The sequence below is a fragment of the Cupriavidus sp. 01L46 genome, from assembly GCF_056399905.1.
The window spans coordinates 1-19368 of sequence record NZ_JBFTSF010000107.1 but is presented as its reverse complement, the minus strand read 5'-3'; the positions used below and the strand labels follow the sequence as shown (position 1 = coordinate 19368).

Here is a 19368-nt window from a genome sequence, read left to right as displayed (position 1 = left end):
ATCATGCGGTTGCCGATAAAGCCGTCGCACACGCCCGATACCACGGCGGTCTTCTTGATCTTCTTGGCGACGGCTGCCACGGTATTGCGCGAGAAAGCGATAAAGCCTTCCGCGTTCTCGTGCTTGACCTTCAGGTCGCGCACCTTGGGGTACGGGCCAGGGTTGGCCGCCGCCGTCTTGGCAAACGCCACGGCCGCGGGCAGCACGTCGCCGTCGACGATCTCGTCGAACAGCTTGGTGCCTGCGAATTTTTCGCTGGGGATGGCGTTGCCCGACACGATCATGTTCAGGGCGGCTTCCAGGCCGATCACACGCGGCAGGCGCTGCGTGCCGCCAGCGCCGGGCAGCAGGCCCAGCTTCACTTCCGGCAGGGCGATCTGCGCTCCCTTCGAAGCCACACGGTAGTTACAACCCAGCGCCAGCTCCAGGCCACCGCCCATGGCAACGGAATGGATCGCCGCCACGACGGGCTTGCTCGAGCCTTCCACGACCTTGATCACCGAGTGCAGCGTCGGCTCCTGGGTGGCCTTGGGCGTATTGAATTCACGGATGTCGGCGCCGCCCGAGAAGGCTTTGCCGGCGCCGGTAATGACGATGGCCTTGACGGCCGCATCGTCCAGCGCACGGGTCATGCCTTCGACGATGCCAAGCCGGGTGCTGAGACCCAGGCCATTGACGGGGGGATTGTCGAGCGTGATGACGGCGACGCCGTCCTGAACCTGATACTGCGCTGTCATGCTGGTTCCTTTGGTAACTAGAAGTTGTCTCGGGATTCGAATTCTCGAATTATGTTTTTCCGCGGGGCCCCAAACCACCGCCCGGCCACCGGGGAAGCACTGTGCTTGCCGCCCTCGGCCCGTGCCCGCCCTGTCGCGAGCGGATCAAGCATACACAAAATAGCACGGTCGTTCAATTTCATTTTGGGGCTTCGCTGGCACTCCCATGCGCCTCGTTCATGGCGGATCTCGCCCGCGTGCATTCAGGCTGCCGAAAGGCTGGCAAAGGGCACCAAAAAACTAGGGTAAGCCCGGAGTCTCATGGCCCATGCGGCACATTCCCCAGCCCTTGAGGATTACCTCTAGTCACAGTAGGCGACTTTCCTGACATAAACCGCCGCAATCCTCGGATTTACCCGGATAACCCGGTAAACTCGCGCGCTTTGCCCGCACGGGCGCCCCACAAGGCGTCGCCCGTGCCGAAGCCGCGGCCCCGTCCGCCGAAGTTCCAGTGACCCTGATGTCTTCCCATCCACATCCCCATCCTCACCAGCACMCCATCGTCGAGCACGACGACCTGCAGCGCAAACTCAAGGCCCGCCACCTGACCATGATCGCCATCGGCGGTGCGGTCGGCACCGGGCTGTTCGTCGCCTCCGGCGCGTCGATCTCCCAGGCGGGGCCCGGTGGCGCACTGCTGATGTACTGCCTGATCGGGCTGATGGTGTACTGCCTGATGACCAGCCTGGGCGAGCTCGCCGTGCATATGCCCGTGGCCGGCTCTTTCGTCACCTACAGCGCGCTGTACGTAGAAGAAGGCTTTGGCTTCGCGCTCGGCTGGAGTTACTGGTTCAGCCTCGCGGTCACGATTGCCGTGGAGCTGGCGGCGGCGCAGCTAGTGATGCAGTACTGGTTTCCGCACGTCTCCGGCGTGGTGTGGAGCGCGGGCTTCCTGCTGCTGATGTTTGGCCTCAATGCCTTTTCGGTACGCGGCTTCGGCGAGGCCRAGTACTGGTTCGCGCTGATCAAGGTGGCCACGATCCTGATCTTCCTGGCTGCCGGCCTGATGATGATCTTCGGCATCATGCAGGGCGGCCCGCAGTCCGGCTGGCACAACTTCACGCTGGGCGATGCCCCCTTTGTTGGCGGCATCCCCGCCATGTTCGGCGTGGCCATGATCGCCGGGTTCTCCTTCCAGGGCACGGAAACGGTCGGCGTGGCCGCCGGCGAAGCCGCCGACCCGGCACGCACCATCCCGCGCGCCATCCGCCAGACCTTCTGGCGCATCTTGCTGTTCTACGTGCTGGCGATCCTGATCATCGGCGTGCTGATCCCCTATACCGACCCCAGCCTGCTGCGCAACGACGTCACCGACATCGGGGTGAGCCCCTTCGCGCTGGTGTTCCGCCACGCCGGCCTGGCCTTCRCCGCCGGCCTGATGAATGCCGTGGTGCTGACCGCCCTGCTCTCCGCCGGCACCTCCAGCATGTACGCCTCCACCCGGATCCTTTACGGGCTGGCGGTCAGCGGGCGGGCGCCGCGCGCGCTGGCGCGCCTGTCCGCCAGCGGCGTGCCCTACGTCGCGCTGTGCGCCACCGCCGCCGTCGGCGCCCTGTGCTTCCTCAGCTCGCTGTTTGGCGACAAGGCAGTCTACCTGTGGCTGCTGAACACGTCCGGCATGACTGGCTTTATCGCCTGGCTTGGTATTGCCATCAGCCACTACCGYTTYCGCCGCGGGCTGGTGCACCAGGGCTACAAGCCGTCCGACCTGGCCTACCGCTCGCCGCTCTACCCGTTTGGCCCCATCTTTGCCATCGTGCTGTGCGTGGTGATCGTGCTTGGCCAGAACTACCAGGCCTTCTCCGACGTGCGCGGGCGCTGGCTGGAGATTGTCGGCACGTATATCGGCGTGCCGCTGTTCCTGGTTCTCTGGCTTGGCTATCGGCTGGTAAAGAAAACGCGGCTGATCGACTACGAAGATATGCCGTTCAACTGCAAGCGGGCAACCGAGGCAGGGCCGGCTGCAGCTTCACTGCCAAGGCACGCGTCCGCCGACAGCAATGCCGCATAACGCGCCAGATCCACATTGCCGCCGCTGATGATGATGCCAACACGCTTGCCCAGCAGCGGCAACCCCGCATAGCGCGCGGCGGCAAGGCCAAGGCAGCCGGTCGGCTCGACCACCAGCTTCATGGCCTGCGCGAACATGCGCATGCATTCGCGCAGCGCGTGGTCCGGCACGGCGACGATGTCGGTCACGCCGCGGCGGATCAGCCCGAACGTCAGCGCCCCGAGATGCTGGGCGCGCGCGCCGTCGGCGATCGTGTCGGGTGGCTCGATATGCACGATGTCGCCACGGCGAAGCGACTGCTGCCCATGATTGCCCGCCTGCGGCTCGACGCCGTACAGCAGGCAGCCGGGCGAGAGCTGTTCCTTCACCAGGGCGGCGCCCCCGAGCAGCCCCCCGCCCCCCTGGCAAACGAACAGGGCATCGAGCGGGCCGGTTTCCTCCAGCAATTCGCGCGTGACCGTGCCTTGCCCGGCAATGACATCGGCATGGTCGTAGGGCGGGATCAGGGTCAGCCCGCGCTCTTCCGACAGGCGCCGCGTGATCGCTTCGCGGTCGTCCACCTGGCGGTCGTACAGGACCACCTGCGCGCCATAAGCACGGGTCGCCTCCACCTTGGACGCCGCCGCGTCGCGCGGCATCACCACCGTCACCGGAATGCCAAGCACCTGCCCGGCAAGCGCAATGCCTTGCGCGTGGTTGCCGCCGGAGAACGCGACCGCGCCGCGGCGGCGCTGCCCGGCATCGAAGCGCGCCAGCGCATTGAAGGCGCCGCGAAACTTGAAAGCGCCGGTACGTTGCAGGTTCTCGCACTTGAAGAACAGCTCGGCGCCGACCCAGGCATCCATCGCGGGCGAACGCAGCACCGGTGTGCGCCACGCGTGCCCGGCCAGCCGGTTGGCGGCGGCCACCACATCGTCATAGGTCGGCAGGGCGGCGCGCATCGGCCGATTCACTCTGCCGCCTCGTCGGTGGGACGCTTCCACGCGGCCAGCACCTCGGGCGATGGCGTCAGCGCAAGGTTGACGCCGCGCGTACCGATCGGCTGCTGGAACCAGCGCTTCTGCAATGCCACCACCTCCGGGCCGGCGAAGACCGCGGTCAACGTCTGGTCGACCAGCTGCTTCCATTCCGGATCGGATTTCGGCAGCATCAGCGCGTTGCGTTCGGTGGAGAGCGCCGGCCCGACGACCGTGTATTGCGACGGGGCCTTTGAATTGGCGCGCAGGCCGTACAGCACCACATCATCCAGCACGAAGGCCTGGGCGCGGCCGGTCTCCAGCAACAGGAAGGACTCGTTATGGTCCTTCGCGTACACATCGTTGTAGGCGTACTGCGTCTTGAGCCGGCGCACGTGACGGTCGCCGGTGGAACCCGCGCTGGTGACCACGACCTTGCCGCGCAGATCATTAAGGGATTGAATGCCGGAATCCTCGCGAACCAGCATGCGTACCACCGACACATAGTGCGATACGCTAAATGCCACCTGCTTCTGGCGCTCGACCGTATTGGTGTTGGGCGCGCAGTCCACGGTCACCAGGCCGTTCATTACCGCCGGCACGCGGCTCTGCGCCGTCAGCGGCAGCCAGCGCACCTTCAGGTCCTTCAGGCCGAGCTTCTGGCGCGCGGCCTCGGCCACGCGCAGGCACAAGTCCACGGCGTAGCCCGAAGGCTGGCCCTTGATATCGGAGAAAGAGAACGGCAGCGCGCCCTCGCGAAAACCCATCGCGATCGTGCCGGATTCCCGGATCTGCTCCAGGATCGGACTCTGGGCGCGCGCGGACTGGAGGCTGGCCAACGCAGCGAGGGCGGTCAGCGCGGCGAACGCGCGCGCTGTGAATGAGACAGGAAAGGACATGGCAGGTGCTCGGGCAAAGTGCGTAAGCGTATTGCGCACTCCGCCCCGGCGAAACAATATCTTTCTTATAAGAGCATGCCCGGCATTCTCATAAGCAAATTGCTTTTCCGTGCGATCAAGCCAGGGTCGCCGGGGAAGGTATCGCTTGCTCGACCGAATCGCCGTGACCGGCGCCCAGATCACCGCAAAGCGGGTCGAACGCTTCCTCGGTCCCCAGCTCCCCTTCCCATTTGGCAACGACGGCAGTGGCAATGCTATTGCCCAGGACATTGGTCGCCGTGCGCCCCATATCCAGGAACTGATCGATTCCCATCACCAGCAACAGGCCGGCCTCCGGCAAGCCGAACATCGGCAAGATGGCGGCTACCACTACCAGCGAGCCGCGCGGGACCGCGGCCATGCCCTTGCTGCTGACCATCAGGATCAAGAGCATGGTGATCTGGTGCCCGAGCGACATAGGGATATCGAAGGCCTGCGCGATGAAGACCGCCGCAAACGCCTGATACACCATGGAGCCGTCGAGGTTGAAGGAATAGCCCAGCGGCAGGACAAAGCCGACCAGGCGCTTCTTCACCCCGAAGCGCTGCAGCCGCTCGATCATCTTCGGGTAAGCCGCCTCGCTGCTGGCGGTGGAAAAGGCAATCATCATGGGTTCGCGGATACCCTTTGCCAGATCGARCATGCGTCCCTTGAGAACCGCATAGCCCGCGATGAAGAGGACTGCCCACAGGGCCAGCAAAGCGAGATAGAACGCGCCAATGAACTTGCCATAGGTCACCAGTACGTCAAGACCCTGCACGGTGACGGCAGCGGCAAGCGCCGCAAAGATGCCGACCGGCGCGAACAACATCACCGTATTCGTGATGCTCAGCATCACGTGCATCAGTTCGTCGACGGACCGCTTCAGGAACTGGCCCKAGCCGCCGGTCGTCTTGCCCAGCGCAATGCCGAAGAAAAGCGAAAAGATCAGGATCTGCATGATCTCGTTGGTCGCCATGGCATCGAAGATGCTCTTGGGGAAAATATGCGTGACGAACTCTTTCAAGTTGAGCGCGCTGGTCTTGAGGTTCGTGCTCGCGCCAGCGTCCGGCAGAACCATGTTCAGGCTGACACCGGGTTGCGCCAGGTTCACGAACAGCAGTCCGATGCTCAGCGACACAAGTGACGCGAGGATGAACCATGTCAAGGCCTTGGCGCCGATACGGCCAATTGCCTTGGTGTCGTCCATGCTCGCGATGCCCGAGACCAGGGTCGCGAATACGAGCGGGGCGATGATCATCTTGATCATGCGCAGGAAGATCTCGGTGATGATCGAGAAATTCCCGGCAATCGCCTTGGCAGCTGCCGCGTCCGCCGCCATGCGGTGACAGGCATAGCCGACGATGACACCCAGGACCATGCTGAGCATGATCCAGCGGGTAAGTTTGTTAGTGGTTTTCAAAGCTTCGCCTCCTGGCCAGTTTCCAATATCGACGTGCAGTGCATCCCGCCCATGCCGATAAGACAGATTATCCAACACTAGACAAAACGTCAACACGATGAAAACCCGAAGTGTCTTGGCAAGCCGAGCGCGCAGCGCCGGCGGCAGGCGCACGCAAGCGCGTGCCGCCGGACGACGGCAGCAAAGCAAAGCCATGGAGGAGATGGCCTGAGCGAGGCCAGGCATGCAATGGCGATACCGGGGGGGGAATTTCCGGTGAAGGCAAACGCCATCGCGCGCGCAGCCTGATGGACAGGCTCGCACGGATGATGATCGGTAGGAGTGGTCGAATCTGTTCCTGGCTGTGATGCCGCCGGGGCCAACGTCACCCGCGCCACGCGGCATGGCCGGCCGGTGCCATGCGCACCAGCCGCCCCGCTCGCTAATCGGGCCAATCAGCCAGCAAGCAACGCTGCGAACCGGTCGATATCGATGTTCCCGCCGCTGATGATGACACCCACGCGCTTGCCTTGCAGTTCTGCCTTCATGGCACGCACGGCGGCAAAGCCGAGGCAGCCGGTGGGTTCCACCACCAGCTTCATGCGCGACGCGAAGAAGCGCATGCAGTCGACCAGTTCGTCGTCGGTCGCGGTAACGATGTCATCGACATCGCGGCGAATGATCTCGAACGTGTAGTTGCCAAGGTGCTGCGTCTGCGCGCCGTCGGCGATGGTCTTGGGGGTCTCGATATGCACGATCGAGCCAGTGCGGAACGACTGCTGGCCGTCGTTGCCGGCGGCAGGCTCCACGCCGTAGATCTTGCAATGCGGAGCCAGCGCGCGCGCGGACAGCGCGGAACCGGAGAGCAGCCCGCCGCCGCCAAGGCAGACGAACAGGGCATCCAGCTCGCCGGTTTCCTCGAACAACTCCTTGGCCGCGGTGCCCTGCCCGGCGATGACATCCGGGTGGTCATACGGCGGGATCAGGGTCAGGCCATGTTCCTCGGCCAGCTTGCGGCCAATGGCCTCGCGATCTTCCGTATAGCGGTCATAAATGACCACCTTGGCGCCGTAGCCCCGGGTCGCGGCCACMTTGGCAGCCGGCGCATCATGGGGCATCACGATCGTTGCGGGGATGCCGAGAATTGACGCCGCCAGCGCAATGCCTTGCGCGTGATTGCCCGACGAGTAAGCCACCACCCCCGCCCGCCTCTGGCGCTCGTCGAACTTCGAGACCGCATTGAAGGCGCCACGAAACTTGAAGGCGCCCATGCGCTGCAGGTTCTCGCACTTGAAGAAGAGCTCCGCGCCCACCTCCTTGTCCGCGGTGCGCGAGCGCATGACGGGGGTGCGGTGCGCGTAGCCCTCAAGCCGCCCGGCGGCGGCTGACACATCATCAAAGGTCGGTAGATTCAGCATGATCGTAAGTCTCGTTTGAGTAAAAAGGCTACCAGGGCCAGTGAATGCTGGTGCCAGCTTGCGCGGCGGCGGCTCGCCGCTGGAGCAGGCGAGCCACCGTCAGGTCCTGCAGCGCCAGGCCTGTCATATCGAAGATGGTGATGTCGGTGTCGTGGCGCTCCACTTGCACCTTGCCGCCCAGCACGTCGCCGATTTCCGTGCACGGCGTGTCCGGCGCCCACTGCGTCTCGCCGATCTGCCGGGCCTGGGCCCGATCGTCGACGAACAGCCGCGCGCGCGCCAGCAGGCCGTCGGGCAATTCGCGCTTGCCGCGGGTGTCTGCGCCCACGCAGTTCAGGTGCGTTCCTGGCTGCACGGCTTGCAGGTCGAACAGCGCGCCGCCGCCAGGCGTAGCGGTGATCACTACGTCGCTGCCCGCCACCGCCGCATTGCGATCAGGGGCATGGGAGATCTCACAGCGCTCGGCAAAGGCACGCTCGAACGCAGCGTCGGGCTGGCCCGTCACCGTAACGTATTGAACCTGCTTGAGCGAGGGCAGCAGCGCAAGGGCGAAGGTCAACTGAATCCGCGCCTGCACGCCAGTGCCGAACAGGCACAGGCGCTCGCTGTCCCGGCGCGCCAGCCACTGAAGCCCCAGGCCGCCGGCGGCACCGGTGCGCATCGTGGTGACGGCATTGCCATCGATCATGCACACTGGCCGCCCGGTTGCCGGATCGATCAGCATGATCGTGGCCTGATGCGGCTCGCCGCCCACCTCGCGGTTGGCCGGCCAGAATCCGGCCGCCTTGAAACCCAGCAGGCCTTGCGACTGGACGTCGCCGGACTTGATGCCGAACACGCCACCGGTCGCCAGCGGCTCCCTAACCAGCGGAAAGACACGGCCCTCGCCCTGGCTATGCAGGGCAAAGGCTTCGCTCACCGCCTCCATGGCATCTGCCGGCTGCAGCAGTGACTCGACCTGGTTCTTGTCGAGCAGGAGCAAGCGCGCTTCACTTGGCATAGCTATACACCGTAGCCCGCGACACGCCGAGATGCAGCGCCACGATTTCCATGGCGCGGCGCACCTCCATGAATCCCGCCTCCTTGAGTTCGCGCAGCAACGCACGCCTGTCTTCGGCCTTGAGGGATCGCGGCGTGGTGGCCAGCCGCGCGGCAAACTGGTCGATGCGGGCCCGGATGGCATCCGCACCGGCCGGGTCGAGCGATTCCTTCATGGCCGCGCCCGCGTCCACGCTGCCGAACTGGCCCAGCACGTTCTGCAAGCTGCGGAACAGCGTCAGGTCGACGTTCATGCACAGGGCTGCCACATAGCCCCCGGTCGAATCCTTGATGCCGATCGACGTGCTCTTGGCCTGCCGCCCGTCGGCGAACTGATTCGCATAATTGGCAATCACCTGCGGATACTCAGGGTCGGCGATCCGGGCAAGGCCCAGCTCGGTTGCCGGGTCTCCCACCTGACGGCCCGACAGATTGTTATGGATGGCGAGAATGGCGTGCTTGGGGTCCAGCAGATCGTGAACAACCACCTCGCAAAAGGGCGCGAAGGTTTCGCTCAACCCTTGGGCCACCTGCTTGAGTTGCTCGAGCAGCGCTTGCTGCTCGAGCGTGCGTTCTGGGGTGCGTTTTTTCATGTAGACAGGTTATCCAGATATGGATATTTTGTCAATATCGCGGCATCGGGCTGGGCGCGCGGCGCCCCCGCCCCTCGCGCGCGGGCGCCGCGTCGTGGCCTTGCCTTGCCTCTTGGACTTGCCTCAGGCYGGCTCGAAGCGCTCCCCCTTGAATACCCGCACCGGCGCGCCGCGCTCCACCTGATGGTGCAGCAAGCGCCGCTGGGCGCGTTGGGCGAGTACGCTCTGGTCCGCCTGCTGCGCCAGCTTATGCGCGATCAGCAACGTGGCAATGCGCTTGTTGGCATGCTGGCTGCGCTCGGACTGCACCCTGACGCTGATGCCGGTAGCCACATGGATGGCGCGCACGGCCGACTCGGTACGGTTCACGTGCTGCCCGCCTGGCCCCGAGGCCCGGCAGGTCTCAAAGCGGATCTCGCCCGCCAGGGCTGGCGACGGCGCAGCGCAACGCGCCACGCCAATAAACCAGTTCTTGCGCGCATGCCGGGGCCGGTAAGGGCTCGGGCAAGTCCATTGCACAGTGCCCTCCCACTGGCGCGCCAGGTCCGGCGCCGGCTCGCCGTCCAGGCTCACCAGCACCGAGCGCAGGGTGCCCGCGCGCTCGCCACCCTCTTCGTCGAGGATCTCGATCTGCACGCCGCAAAGCGTTGCCTCGTGCAGCAGGCGCCGGAGCGCCCGGCTGACTGCCAGGCAGCATTCGGATGGCCCTTGCGCCGCGGAAAGTTGTAGCAGGATCATCGGCAGCACTCCCCGCTGGTCTTGTACGTGAGCACGGGGCGCAGGCGCGCCAGCGGCCTTGCCAGGCCCGCGTCGCAAAGCGCCGCCACCACGCTGTCGATGGGCTTGTAGGCTTGCGGCGCCTCCTCATAGATCAACTGCCGGTCGCGGCAGATCACGCGGCTGTCAAAGCGCGTCCGGCTTAGTTGCTCGACGGTAAAGCGCCCCGACAAGCGGCTCTTGCACTCGCCGCGCATCCATTTTCGGCCCGCGCCGTGCGCCAGCGACAGCAAGCTGCGCGCATCGGCTACCGGCTCGACCAGGTAGCTGTAGTCCCCCCGCGAGCCCGGGATTACCACCGGCCCGGCGTCGGCCGGCGTGGCGCCCTTGCGGTGCAGCCAGCCGGCGGTGCCGTCGATCGTGGCCGCCGCCAGGAAGTTGTGGTTGACGTCGAGCACCCGCTCGCCGCCGCCACGCAGCCGGTCCAGCATGCGGCGCGCGACCAGCTCGCGGTTGCCCTGCGCGAAACGCAGCGCCTGTGCGTGCCGGGCCAGATAGTCGGCGCCATCCTGGCTGCCGCCGCTCAAGCCATTGTGGCTGAAGCGCTCGATATGGTCTTGCAGGATCGCCTGGCCAAGCCCGCGCGAGCCGCTGTGCACCAGCAGCACCAGCCGGCGGCGGTCCAGCCCGAGCGCCGCCACCGCGGCTTCGTCGAGAATCTCGTCGATCTGCTGCACTTCGGCAAAGTGATTGCCCCCGCCGATCGTGCCCAGGGCGTGCTCGTGGCCCACGCCCTGAAGCGACTGGCTGGCCACGACCTGCGCCACGGCCTCGGCCCATGACGCGTCGAGCGGCCCATCGATGTTGCCGAGCCGCTTCTCCAGCTGGTCCGCGCCGATCCTGGTCGCGTCCAGCTCCGTGCGCCACAGCGCCATGCCGCAGCCGATGTCATTGCCGACCAGCGCAGGATAAAGCCGGCCGCTGGAGAAAAAGGCCGCGCCTACCGGATATCCCCGGCCAGGATGCAAGTCCGGCATGCCGGCGACCCGCTCCATGCCGGCGAGACTAGCGGTGTGATGAAGTTGTTGGATCGCGTTGCCTTCGATCCAGGTGTGGTCCGACGCGATCAGCGATACGCGCTCGGACAGATGCTTGATGCAATTGCCCATATACCATCCAGATAAGAGAAAGAATCTGATGTGGCAGGCCGGAGCCGGGCAATGCAACTCACCGCGCAGCGCGATGCCAATCTGGCAATGCGCCTGCGGGGCGGAACGATTAAACCTGGCGCGGCCTGCAAAGATGCATCGACGTTTTCATGGTGTGCTCTCCTTTGCAGTGCGGTTGATGAATGAAGGGAAACGATCGTAATGCGCAATGGCGTGATCTGGCAATGTCGACGATCAGATCAGTGCGTGCGGTTCGTGCGGCTGTTGTCAGGCCGAGACACTTATCTGTCACGCCAGCGTCACGCCTTCATCACGCCACCGTCACGTGGCCCATGCATCGTAGCGGTCTTTCGACACCATTCTTCTTCGACATGCGCATCCTCCCGTCCGCGACCGTCATTGCCGTTATCGCCGTCACCGCTGCGGCCTGGGCTTTGCCCGTCGCGGCCCAGGCCACGGCCCCTGCCGCCTACCCCGCCACCCTCGCCGGCCACGCCATCCTGCCCGCGCAGAGCTATATCGCCGCGCCCAAGGACGCGCCGCAGGACCTGCAGGAGAGCGGCAAGTTCACCACCGGCGCGCGCGTGGAAAAGATCAGCGCGGTGGAAGGCCAGTCGAACAACCGGCCGACAGGCGTCTCGCTGCCCTTCAAGGGCCAGCCGCTGCAAGGCCATTCCGGCATCAAGCACATGGCGGACGGCAGCTTCTGGGTGCTGACCGACAACGGCGCCGGCAGCAAGGCCAACTCGCCGGACTTCATGCTCTACCTGAATCACTACAAGGTGGACTTCAAGAGCGGCAAGCTCCATCGCCTGGGCACTGTGTTCCTGCACGATCCGGACAAGAAGGTGCCCTTCCGCGTCGTCCACGAAGGCACCAAGCAACGCTACCTGACCGGTTCGGACTTCGACACGGAAAGCTTCCAGTTCGCCGGCGGCGCGCTGTGGATTGGCGACGAGTTCGGGCCCTTCCTGATCAAGGCCGACCTGCAAGGCAAGGTGCTGGCTGTGTACGACACGCTGGTCGACGGCAAGGTCGTCCGCTCGCCGGACCATCCCGCCGTGACCACGCCGGGCATGCCGGGCGGCGCGGTGGACTTCCAGGTCAAGCGCTCCAAGGGCTTCGAAGGCATGGCCTCGTCACCGGACGGCAGCAAGCTCTACGCGCTGCTGGAAGGCCCCGTGTGGAACGMCGAAGCCAAGGATTTTGAACGTATCGGCGGCAAGGAAGCCCTGCGGGTGCTGGAGTTCGACACCCAGGCCGGCAAGTGGACGGGCCGCTCGTGGAAGTACCCGCTCGAGGCCAATGGCAACGCCATCGGCGACTTCAACATGATCGACGCCAGCACCGGCCTCATCATCGAGCGCGACAACGACGAAGGCACGGCCGACAAAGCCTGCCCCGAAGGCCAGAAGCGCAACGACTGCTTCTCGGATATCGCCAAGTTCAAGCGCATCTACAAGATCGAACTGAGCGACGCCAATGCGGGCGGCCCGGTGCGCAAGATCGGCTACATCGACCTGCTCAATATCGCCGACCCCGACAAGCTGGCCCGCAAGCCGCTCAACGAAGGCGTGCTCAAGTTCCCGTTTTTCACCATCGAGAACGTGGATGTGGTCGACCCCACCCATATCGTGGTCGGCAACGACAACAACCTGCCCTTCTCCAGCAGCCGCGAGCCTAACAAGGCCGACGACAATGAACTGGTGCTGCTTGAGGTCGGTGAGTTCCTGAAGGCGAAGTAATCGGCTTCATGGCAGTGCCGGCGCGTGAGCCGGCATGAATGGGTGTCCCCGGACTCGCGAGGACACCCATCCTGCCTACACCTCCAGCCATTCCTTGCGAATGGCGGCATTGGCCTTCAGGTCCCCGGGCGTACCTTCGAACACGATGTGCCCGTGCCCCATCACATAGACCCGCTGTGAAATATCCAGCGCAATGGCCAGTTTCTGCTCGATCAGCAGCACCGACACGCCGCGCTCCTTCAGGACCTTCAGGTAGTCGCCCACCAGCGCGACGATCATCGGAGCCAGCCCTTCAGTAGGCTCGTCGATCAGTACCAGGTCGGGGTCGCCCATCAGGGTGCGGCATAGCGTGAGCATCTGCTGCTCGCCGCCGGAGAGCACGCCGGCGGACGTATTCTCGCGCTCCTTCAGGCGCGGGAACATGTTGTACATGTCCTGCACCGTCCAGCGGGGCTTGGACTGGCGCGGATTGCGCTTTTCCCCGAGCTGCAGGTTCTGGCGCACCGTGAGCGTGGGAAAGATATCGCGGTTCTCCGGCACGTAGCCCACGCCCAGGTGGGCGATCTCGAAGGTGCGCCGCCCGAGGATCTCTTCGTCGCGAAAGCGCACCGAGCCCTCCGCCTTGACCATGCCGAGGATGGCCTTGGCCATGGTCGAGCGCCCTACCCCGTTGCGGCCCAGCAGCGCGACGATCTCGCCTTCGTCGATATGCGCGTCGACGCCGTGGAGGATATGGCTCTTGCCGTAGTAGGCGTGCAGGCCCTGCACGTCCAGCATGCGCTTGCCCATCAGTGCGCTCCCTCAGTAGCAGGTTCGTCCAGGGTCGTGCCCAGGTAGGCTTCCTTGACCTTGCGGTTGGCGCGGATGGCCTCGGGCGTGTCGGTGGCGATGACCTCGCCGTAGACCAGCACCGAGATCCGGTCGGCCAGCCCGAACACCACGCTCATGTCGTGCTCCACCATCACCAGGGTCTTGCCCACGGTGACGCGGCGGATCAGTTCCACCGCATGATCGGACTCCGAGCGGCTCATGCCGGCCGTAGGCTCGTCCAGCAGGATCACCTCGGCGCCGCCAGCGATCGTGATGCCGATCTCCAGCGCGCGCTGTTCCGCATAGGTCAGCAGGCTGGCCTGCGTGCTGTGGCGGTGCTGCAGGCCGATCAGCTCCAGCACTTCGTCCGCCCGCTCGCGCGCGTCGCGCAGCTCGGACAGGCGATGCCAGAACGAATACTTGTAGCCCAATGACCAGAGCACCGCGCAGCGCAGGTTCTCGAACACCGACAAGCGGTGAAAGATATTGGTGATCTGGAAGCTGCGCGACAGCCCCATGCGGTTGATCACGAAAGGCTGCAGCCCGCCGATCTCCTGGCCATTCAGCCTGACCGTGCCAGAGCTTGGCGCGAAGCGCCCCGAGATCAGGTTGAAGGTGGTCGATTTACCGGCGCCGTTGGGGCCGATCAGCGCATGCCGCTCGCCCTTGGGGATGCTCAGGTTGACGCCCCGGATGATCTCGGTCTGGCCGAATTTCTTGCGTACGTCGTTCAGTTCCAGTGCGGCGCTCATGCCGTGCCTCCCGCCATTTCGGCCTGTACCTTGTCCCACGTGGCGCGCACCCGCGCGCGCGCAGCGCGGCAAGCCAGCAGGCCGGCCACCCACAACGCTGCGGCTACCAGCCACGGCTTCACCGTCGCGGCGTCGAAGCCAATGCGCAACAGCGACATCTCGGTGCCGTTGGCGCTATCCACCTGCACCTTGTAGACCAGCTCCACGGTGAGGATCACCGCGGCGAGCAGCACCAGCCCGGCAGCCGCGGCGCGGCCGTAGTCGGGCAACATGGCGCGCAGTTTGCCGCGCGCGAGCAGCGGCACCTGCATCATCAGCAAGCTGGCGATGCCGCCCGGCACGAACATGACCATCAGCACGAAGAACAGGCCAAGGTAAAGCAGCCAGGCCTTGGTCAGGTCCGACAGCGCGACCGCGAACAGGATGAACACCACCGCCCCGATCACCGGGCCGAAGAACACGCCCGCGCCGCCGATGAAGGCCGCCAGCAGCACCCCGCCGGAGCGCACCGCACTGACGTTCTCGGCCGACACGATCTCGAAGTTGATGGCCGACAGCGCGCCCGAGATGCCGGCGAAGAACGCCGACAGGATCAGTACCAGGTAGCGCACGCGCTGCGTGTTGTAGCCGATGAATTCCACCCGCTCCGGGTTGTCGCGCACCGCGTTGGCAATGCGGCCAAGCGGCGTCTGGGTCCAGGCGTACATGGCCACCATGGACAGCAGGCACCACACCGCGATCAGGTAATACACCTGGCGCCCGGGCCCATAGGTGATGCCGAACACGGGATCGCCCACCATGCGGTTAGTGGAGATGCCACCCTCGCCCCCAAAGAAATCCGGGAACATCAGCGAGCTGGCAAATACCATCTCCCCGATGCCCATGGTGATCATCGCAAAGGTGGTGCCGGACTTCTTGGTGGTGACGTAGCCGAACAGCACGCCGAAGAAGGCGCCGGCCAGGCCGCCCACCACCGGCAGCAGCGAGACTGGCAGCCATACCTTGCCCGCCCCCACCATATTGAGCACGTGGATGGCGATGAAGGCGCCCAGGCCCGCGTACACCGCATGGCCGAACGACAACATGCCGGTCTGCCCGAGCAGCATGTTGTAGGACAGCGCGAAGATAATCATGATGCCCATCTGGGACATCAGCGTGATAGCGAACCCGCCGGTGAAGAACAGCGGCATCACCAGCATCAGGGCCGCGGTCAGGCCCCAGATCGCCCAGCGTGCCAGGTTCATCGGGCGGTAGCGCATGGTGCGGCCGGTCGCAACCGTCTCGCGGCGTTGTTGCATTGTCGTCTCCATGCTCATGCTATCAACCCTCCCTCGTGCCCATCAAACCACGCGGGCGGAAGATCAGCATCACCACCAGCAACAGATACGGCAGTACCGGGGCAACCTGCGCCACCGTGAGCTTCCATAGCGAAGACAGCGGCGTGCTGTCGGTAACCTGCAGGCCGATCGAGCCCAGCAGGCCAGCCAGCGAGGCGTCAAGCGTGACGGCAAAGGTTTGCAGCACGCCAATCAGCAGCGAGGCAATGAACGCCCCCACTAAAGACCCCATGCCGCCCACCACCGCCACCACGAAGATGATCGACCCCACCGCCGCCGCCATCGACGGCTCGGTGATAAAGGCATTGCCGCCGATCACGCCGGCCAGCCCCGCCAGCGCGGCGCCACCACCGAACACCATCATGAACACGCGCGGCACATTATGGCCAAGCGCCTCGACCATTTCCGGATGTGTCAGCGCGGCCTGGATCACCAGCCCGATACGGGTGCGGGTGAGCACCAGGTAGATCGCCACCAGCATGGCCAGCGACACCACCATCATGAAGGCGCGGTACTTGGGGAACGAGGAGGTGAATATGGTAAACAGCGGCCCGTCCAGCTCTGCCGGGATGCGGTAGGGTACGGCGGCAAGGCCCCATACCAGCTTCACGCCTTCCTCGATCAGGTAAGCCAGGCCGAAGGTGAACAGCAGTTCCGCCACGTGCCCGTACTTGTGCACGGTGCGCAGCCCGAAGCGCTCCACCAGCGCGCCAGCGCCGGCCACCAGCAGCGGCGCGAAGATCAGCGCGGGCCAGAAACCGATCTTGCTGGCAATGGTGTAGGCAAAGTACGCGCCCAGCATGTAGAAGCTGGCGTGCGCGAAGTTCAGCACGCCCATCATGCTGAAGATCAGCGTAAGCCCGGAAGAGAGCATGAACAGCAGCAGCCCGTAGCTGACGCCATTCAATAGGGAAATGACGAAGAATTCCACAACTTATCCTTCATTCTGATGCACGTGGCCAGTTGGCGGCCACCGATCGGCCGGCCGTAGAACGGGCGCGCGCGGGTGAGCGCCGCCCACCCGAAAGCGGCATGCGCCGCGCCGGGTCGACCGAAGTATGCAGGATCGGGTGGCGCGCCGGAACTGGCCGCGCCATCCGCCGCGCGCGGGCTCAGCCCGGGCGCTTCATCTGGCAGGAAGTCGGCTGCGCTGCCACGTACTGGTCCATCAGCGCATCGGTCTTCCAGCCAAAGCCGGTGTTTTCCTGATCGAACTTGACCTCCTTGCCGTCAACCTTGGTCCAGGTAGCCACCACCAGCGATTGCTGGGCCTGGTGATCCGAGCCGCGCATCTCCACCGTGCCGTTCAGGCTTTCGGCCTTGATGCCTTCGAGTGCCTTGGCCACCTTGACCGGATCCGTCGACTTGACGTCCGTGAACGCCTTGCCCAGCATGGCGATGCCGGTGTACGCGGCCATCACGTAGAAGTCATCGTTGTACTTCTTCTTGAAGCCTTCGATGACATCGCCGCCCTTGAAGCCCTTGTTGTTGGGGTTGTAGTAGCCGACGTACTTGACGTGCCCGGCTTCCGACGCACCCATGGCGGTCGGCACGCCGGTGGTGCCGGCGTAGTAGGTGTAGTAGTTGGTGGTCAGGCCCGCGTCCTTGCCGGCCTTGATCAGCAGCGCGAGGTCGCTACCCCAGTTGCCGGTGATCACCGTGTCGGCCCCGGAGGCCTTGATCTTGGCCGCATAAGGGGCGAAGTCCTTGACCTGTGCCAGCGGGTGCAGGTCTTCGCCGACGATCTGGATGTCCGGGCGCTTGCGTTTCAGGTAGTCCTTGGCGGCGCGCGCCACCTGGTGGCCGAAGGAGTAGTTCTGGTTGATCAGGTAGACCTTCTTGACGCCGGGATCCTTGGCCAGGTAAGTGGTCAGCGCCTCCATCTTCATGTCGGAGTTGGCGTCCAGGCGGAAGTGCCAGTAGTTGCACTTGCCGTTGGTCATGTCCGGGTCCACCGCGGCGTAGTTCAGGTAGATGATCTCCTTGCCCGGATTGCGCTCATTGTGCTTGGCCACCGCGTCTTCCAGCGCCAGGCCCACGGAGGAGCCGTTGCCCTGCACGATATAGCGGATGCCCTGGTCCACCGCCTGCTTGAGGATGGTCAGGCTTTCCTGCGGCGAGAGCTTGTTGTCAAAGCCAACCACTTCGAACTTGTTCCCGCCCCCCCAGTTCTTTTGGTTGGCGATGTCCGCGACGAACTGCCAGCTCTTCAGCTGGTTCTGCCCCACCGGCGCCATCAGGCCGGACAGCGGGTCGATAAAGGCGATCTTCACCGTATCGGCAGCCGCGACCCCGGAACCCATTGCCGCGAAAATGGCCGTGGCGGCCACGAGCGGACGCAATCTGATCATGCTTGTCTCCTTCAGTCTTATTGTTGGCTGTGGTTGATCCCGATTCGCGGTGGCGCTCTCTCCCAAGACCGCGCGCGCCGCAAACCTGTCCTGCAATCGCCGGCATCAACGCCCGGCAAGCATTGGCGGCTCTATGGCCGCCTTGGGGTCAGGCCGCCGGCAGGCGGTAGTCCTTGAACTGCTCGCGCAGCTTGAGTTTCTGCATCTTGCCGGTAGCGGTGAGCGGAATCTCGGTGACAAAGGCAACGTCGTCGGGGATCCACCATTTGGCGACCTTGCCTTCGAAGTACTTCAGCAATTCCTCGCGCGTCACCTCGGCGCCGGGCTTCTTCATCACCACCAGCAGCGGGCGCTCGTCCCACTTGGGGTGATAGCAGGAAATGCAGGCCGCCATATGCACCGCCGGGTGGGCGGCTGCCACGTTCTCGATATCGATCGACGAGATCCACTCGCCGCCGGACTTGATCACGTCCTTGCTGCGGTCGGTGATCTGCATGTAGCCGTCGGGGTCGATGGTGGCCACGTCGCCCGTGGGGAACCAGCCATCCACCAGCGGCGACGCGTCGTTGCGGTAGTAGTGCTCGATCACCCAGGGGCCACGCACGTGCAGGTCGCCGAACGCCTTGCCATCCCAGGGCAGCTCGTTGCCGTCACCGTCGACGATCTTCATGTCCACGCCGTAGATCACGCGGCCCTGTTTTTCCTGGATCTTCTGCTGCTCGTCTTCCGGCAGGTCGTTGTGGCGCGCCAGCAGCTTGCAGGAAGTGCCCAGCGGGGACATCTCCGTCATGCCCCAGGCGTGAATGGTCTCCACGCCGAGCGCCTTGAGCGCGCGGATCATGGCGGGCGGCGCCGCCGAGCCGCCGATCACGGTGCGATGAAAGGTGGAGAACTTGAGATTGTTGGCCTGCACATGCTGCAGCAGGCCCAGCCATACCGTGGGCACGCCGGCCGAGAAGGTCACCTTCTCGTTCTCGAACAGCTCGTAGACCGAGGCGCCGTCGAGCTTGGCGCCCGGCAGCACCAGCTTGGCGCCCACCAGCGGCACCGAATACGGCAGGCCCCAGGCGTTGACGTGGAACATCGGCACCACGGGCAGGATCACGTCGCGCGCCGAGCAGCCCAGCGCGTCCGGCAGCGCCGATGCGTAGGAGTGCAGCACGGTGGAGCGATGCGAATACAGCGCGCCCTTGGGGTTGCCGGTGGTGCCTGAGGTGTAGCACAGGCTGGAGGCCGTGTTCTCATCRAACTGCGGCCACGTGTAGTTGCCGTCCTGCGCGTCGATCAGGTCCTCGTAGCACAGCAGCGGCACCTTGGCTTGCGCCGGCATGTGCGAGCGGTCGCTCATCATCACCCAGCCCTTCACGCCCGGGCAG

The 19368-nt window shown here is 64.9% G+C and carries 18 protein-coding genes; 3 read left to right on the top strand and 15 right to left on the bottom strand.

All coding sequences use genetic code 11. The annotated features are described in order from the left end of the window. The coding region (locus AC1DS3_RS19805; protein ID WP_477127780.1) for an enoyl-CoA hydratase/isomerase family protein at positions 1 to 737 on the bottom strand (737 nt) is incomplete at its 3' end. 499 nt (positions 738 to 1236) lie between these two features. On the opposite strand from AC1DS3_RS19805, the gene AC1DS3_RS19800 reads away from it, so the two are divergent. Further along, complete coding sequence (locus tag AC1DS3_RS19800; RefSeq protein WP_477127779.1) at positions 1237 to 2787, top strand: amino acid permease; 1551 nt, start codon at positions 1237 to 1239, stop codon at positions 2785 to 2787. Here AC1DS3_RS19800 and AC1DS3_RS19795 read toward each other — a convergent pair. The 8 genes from AC1DS3_RS19795 to AC1DS3_RS19760 form a co-directional block, all read right to left on the bottom strand. After that, positions 2688 to 3728 (bottom strand): threo-3-hydroxy-L-aspartate ammonia-lyase, encoded by a 1041-nt coding sequence (locus AC1DS3_RS19795; RefSeq protein WP_441634854.1) that lies wholly within the window; start codon positions 3726 to 3728, stop codon positions 2688 to 2690. The genes AC1DS3_RS19800 and AC1DS3_RS19795 overlap by 100 nt on opposite strands. Before the next feature lie 8 nt (positions 3729 to 3736). Further along, positions 3737 to 4642, bottom strand: a complete 906-nt coding sequence (locus AC1DS3_RS19790) for an amino acid ABC transporter substrate-binding protein (RefSeq protein WP_477109468.1) — start codon at positions 4640 to 4642, stop codon at positions 3737 to 3739. A gap of 115 nt (positions 4643 to 4757) precedes the next feature. Then, entirely contained in the window at positions 4758 to 6083 is a 1326-nt protein-coding gene (locus tag AC1DS3_RS19785; RefSeq protein ID WP_477127781.1) for a dicarboxylate/amino acid:cation symporter, read from the bottom strand. 434 nt (positions 6084 to 6517) lie between these two features. Further along, a complete protein-coding gene (locus AC1DS3_RS19780; RefSeq protein WP_477127778.1) occupies positions 6518 to 7480 on the bottom strand; it encodes a threo-3-hydroxy-L-aspartate ammonia-lyase in 963 nt (320 codons plus the stop codon). Between the two features lie 28 nt (positions 7481 to 7508). Then, on the bottom strand, positions 7509 to 8480 hold the full coding sequence (locus tag AC1DS3_RS19775) for an ornithine cyclodeaminase family protein (protein WP_441634848.1): 972 nt from the start codon (positions 8478 to 8480) through the stop codon (positions 7509 to 7511). Beyond that, entirely contained in the window at positions 8470 to 9111 is a 642-nt protein-coding gene (locus AC1DS3_RS19770) for a helix-turn-helix transcriptional regulator (protein WP_441634846.1), read from the bottom strand. Before AC1DS3_RS19770 ends, AC1DS3_RS19775 begins: the two co-directional genes overlap by 11 nt. A 123-nt stretch (positions 9112 to 9234) precedes the next feature. Next, complete coding sequence (gene prfH / locus AC1DS3_RS19765) at positions 9235 to 9849, bottom strand: peptide chain release factor H (RefSeq protein ID WP_441634844.1); 615 nt, start codon at positions 9847 to 9849, stop codon at positions 9235 to 9237. Beyond that, positions 9846 to 10997, bottom strand: coding sequence for an RNA ligase RtcB family protein (locus AC1DS3_RS19760; RefSeq protein WP_441634842.1), 1152 nt, complete (start codon positions 10995 to 10997; stop codon positions 9846 to 9848). Before AC1DS3_RS19760 ends, prfH begins: the two co-directional genes overlap by 4 nt. 51 nt (positions 10998 to 11048) lie before the next feature. Here AC1DS3_RS19760 and AC1DS3_RS19755 point away from each other — a divergent pair, with 51 nt between their 5' ends. Beyond that, complete coding sequence (locus AC1DS3_RS19755; RefSeq protein WP_441634840.1) at positions 11049 to 11183, top strand: hypothetical protein; 135 nt, start codon at positions 11049 to 11051, stop codon at positions 11181 to 11183. 185 nt (positions 11184 to 11368) lie between these two features. Continuing rightward, positions 11369 to 12742, top strand: a complete 1374-nt coding sequence (locus AC1DS3_RS19750; protein WP_477127777.1) for an esterase-like activity of phytase family protein — start codon at positions 11369 to 11371, stop codon at positions 12740 to 12742. Positions 12743 to 12817: 75 nt separating this feature from the next. On the opposite strand, the gene AC1DS3_RS19745 is transcribed toward AC1DS3_RS19750, so the two are convergent. The 6 genes from AC1DS3_RS19745 to AC1DS3_RS19720 form a co-directional block, all read right to left on the bottom strand. Next, entirely contained in the window at positions 12818 to 13531 is a 714-nt protein-coding gene (locus tag AC1DS3_RS19745; RefSeq protein WP_043346656.1) for an ABC transporter ATP-binding protein, read from the bottom strand. Continuing rightward, the gene (locus tag AC1DS3_RS19740; RefSeq protein WP_043346660.1) at positions 13531 to 14304 is read right to left on the bottom strand and encodes an ABC transporter ATP-binding protein; all 774 of its coding nucleotides are present in this window, start codon (positions 14302 to 14304) and stop codon (positions 13531 to 13533) included. Before AC1DS3_RS19740 ends, AC1DS3_RS19745 begins: the two co-directional genes overlap by 1 nt. Continuing rightward, a complete protein-coding gene (locus AC1DS3_RS19735; protein WP_441634835.1) occupies positions 14301 to 15614 on the bottom strand; it encodes a branched-chain amino acid ABC transporter permease in 1314 nt (437 codons plus the stop codon). The genes AC1DS3_RS19740 and AC1DS3_RS19735 overlap by 4 nt, the downstream gene beginning before the upstream one ends. Before the next feature lie 10 nt (positions 15615 to 15624). Then, entirely contained in the window at positions 15625 to 16572 is a 948-nt protein-coding gene (locus AC1DS3_RS19730) for a branched-chain amino acid ABC transporter permease (protein ID WP_441634833.1), read from the bottom strand. A 181-nt stretch (positions 16573 to 16753) separates the two neighbouring features. Beyond that, positions 16754 to 17992, bottom strand: a complete 1239-nt coding sequence (locus AC1DS3_RS19725) for a branched-chain amino acid ABC transporter substrate-binding protein (RefSeq protein WP_441634831.1) — start codon at positions 17990 to 17992, stop codon at positions 16754 to 16756. 148 nt (positions 17993 to 18140) lie between these two features. Next, the coding region (locus AC1DS3_RS19720) for an AMP-binding protein (protein WP_477127776.1) at positions 18141 to 19368 on the bottom strand (1228 nt) is incomplete at its 5' end.

What these genes read in the sequence shown, in the direction of transcription:
- AC1DS3_RS19795 (WP_441634854.1), bottom strand. Translation starts at nt 3,728, where the DNA reads ATGCGCGCCGCCCTGCCGACCTATGACGATGTGGTGGCCGCCGCCAAC.
- AC1DS3_RS19790 (WP_477109468.1), bottom strand. Translation starts at nt 4,642, where the DNA reads ATGTCCTTTCCTGTCTCATTCACAGCGCGCGCGTTCGCCGCGCTGACC.
- AC1DS3_RS19775 (WP_441634848.1), bottom strand. Translation starts at nt 8,480, where the DNA reads ATGCCAAGTGAAGCGCGCTTGCTCCTGCTCGACAAGAACCAGGTCGAG.
- AC1DS3_RS19770 (WP_441634846.1), bottom strand. Translation starts at nt 9,111, where the DNA reads ATGAAAAAACGCACCCCAGAACGCACGCTCGAGCAGCAAGCGCTGCTC.
- AC1DS3_RS19760 (WP_441634842.1), bottom strand. Translation starts at nt 10,997, where the DNA reads ATGGGCAATTGCATCAAGCATCTGTCCGAGCGCGTATCGCTGATCGCG.
- AC1DS3_RS19755 (WP_441634840.1), top strand. Translation starts at nt 11,049, where the DNA reads ATGCAACTCACCGCGCAGCGCGATGCCAATCTGGCAATGCGCCTGCGG.
- AC1DS3_RS19745 (WP_043346656.1), bottom strand. Translation starts at nt 13,531, where the DNA reads ATGGGCAAGCGCATGCTGGACGTGCAGGGCCTGCACGCCTACTACGGC.
- AC1DS3_RS19740 (WP_043346660.1), bottom strand. Translation starts at nt 14,304, where the DNA reads ATGAGCGCCGCACTGGAACTGAACGACGTACGCAAGAAATTCGGCCAG.
- AC1DS3_RS19735 (WP_441634835.1), bottom strand. Translation starts at nt 15,614, where the DNA reads ATGGAGACGACAATGCAACAACGCCGCGAGACGGTTGCGACCGGCCGC.
- AC1DS3_RS19725 (WP_441634831.1), bottom strand. Translation starts at nt 17,992, where the DNA reads ATGATCAGATTGCGTCCGCTCGTGGCCGCCACGGCCATTTTCGCGGCA.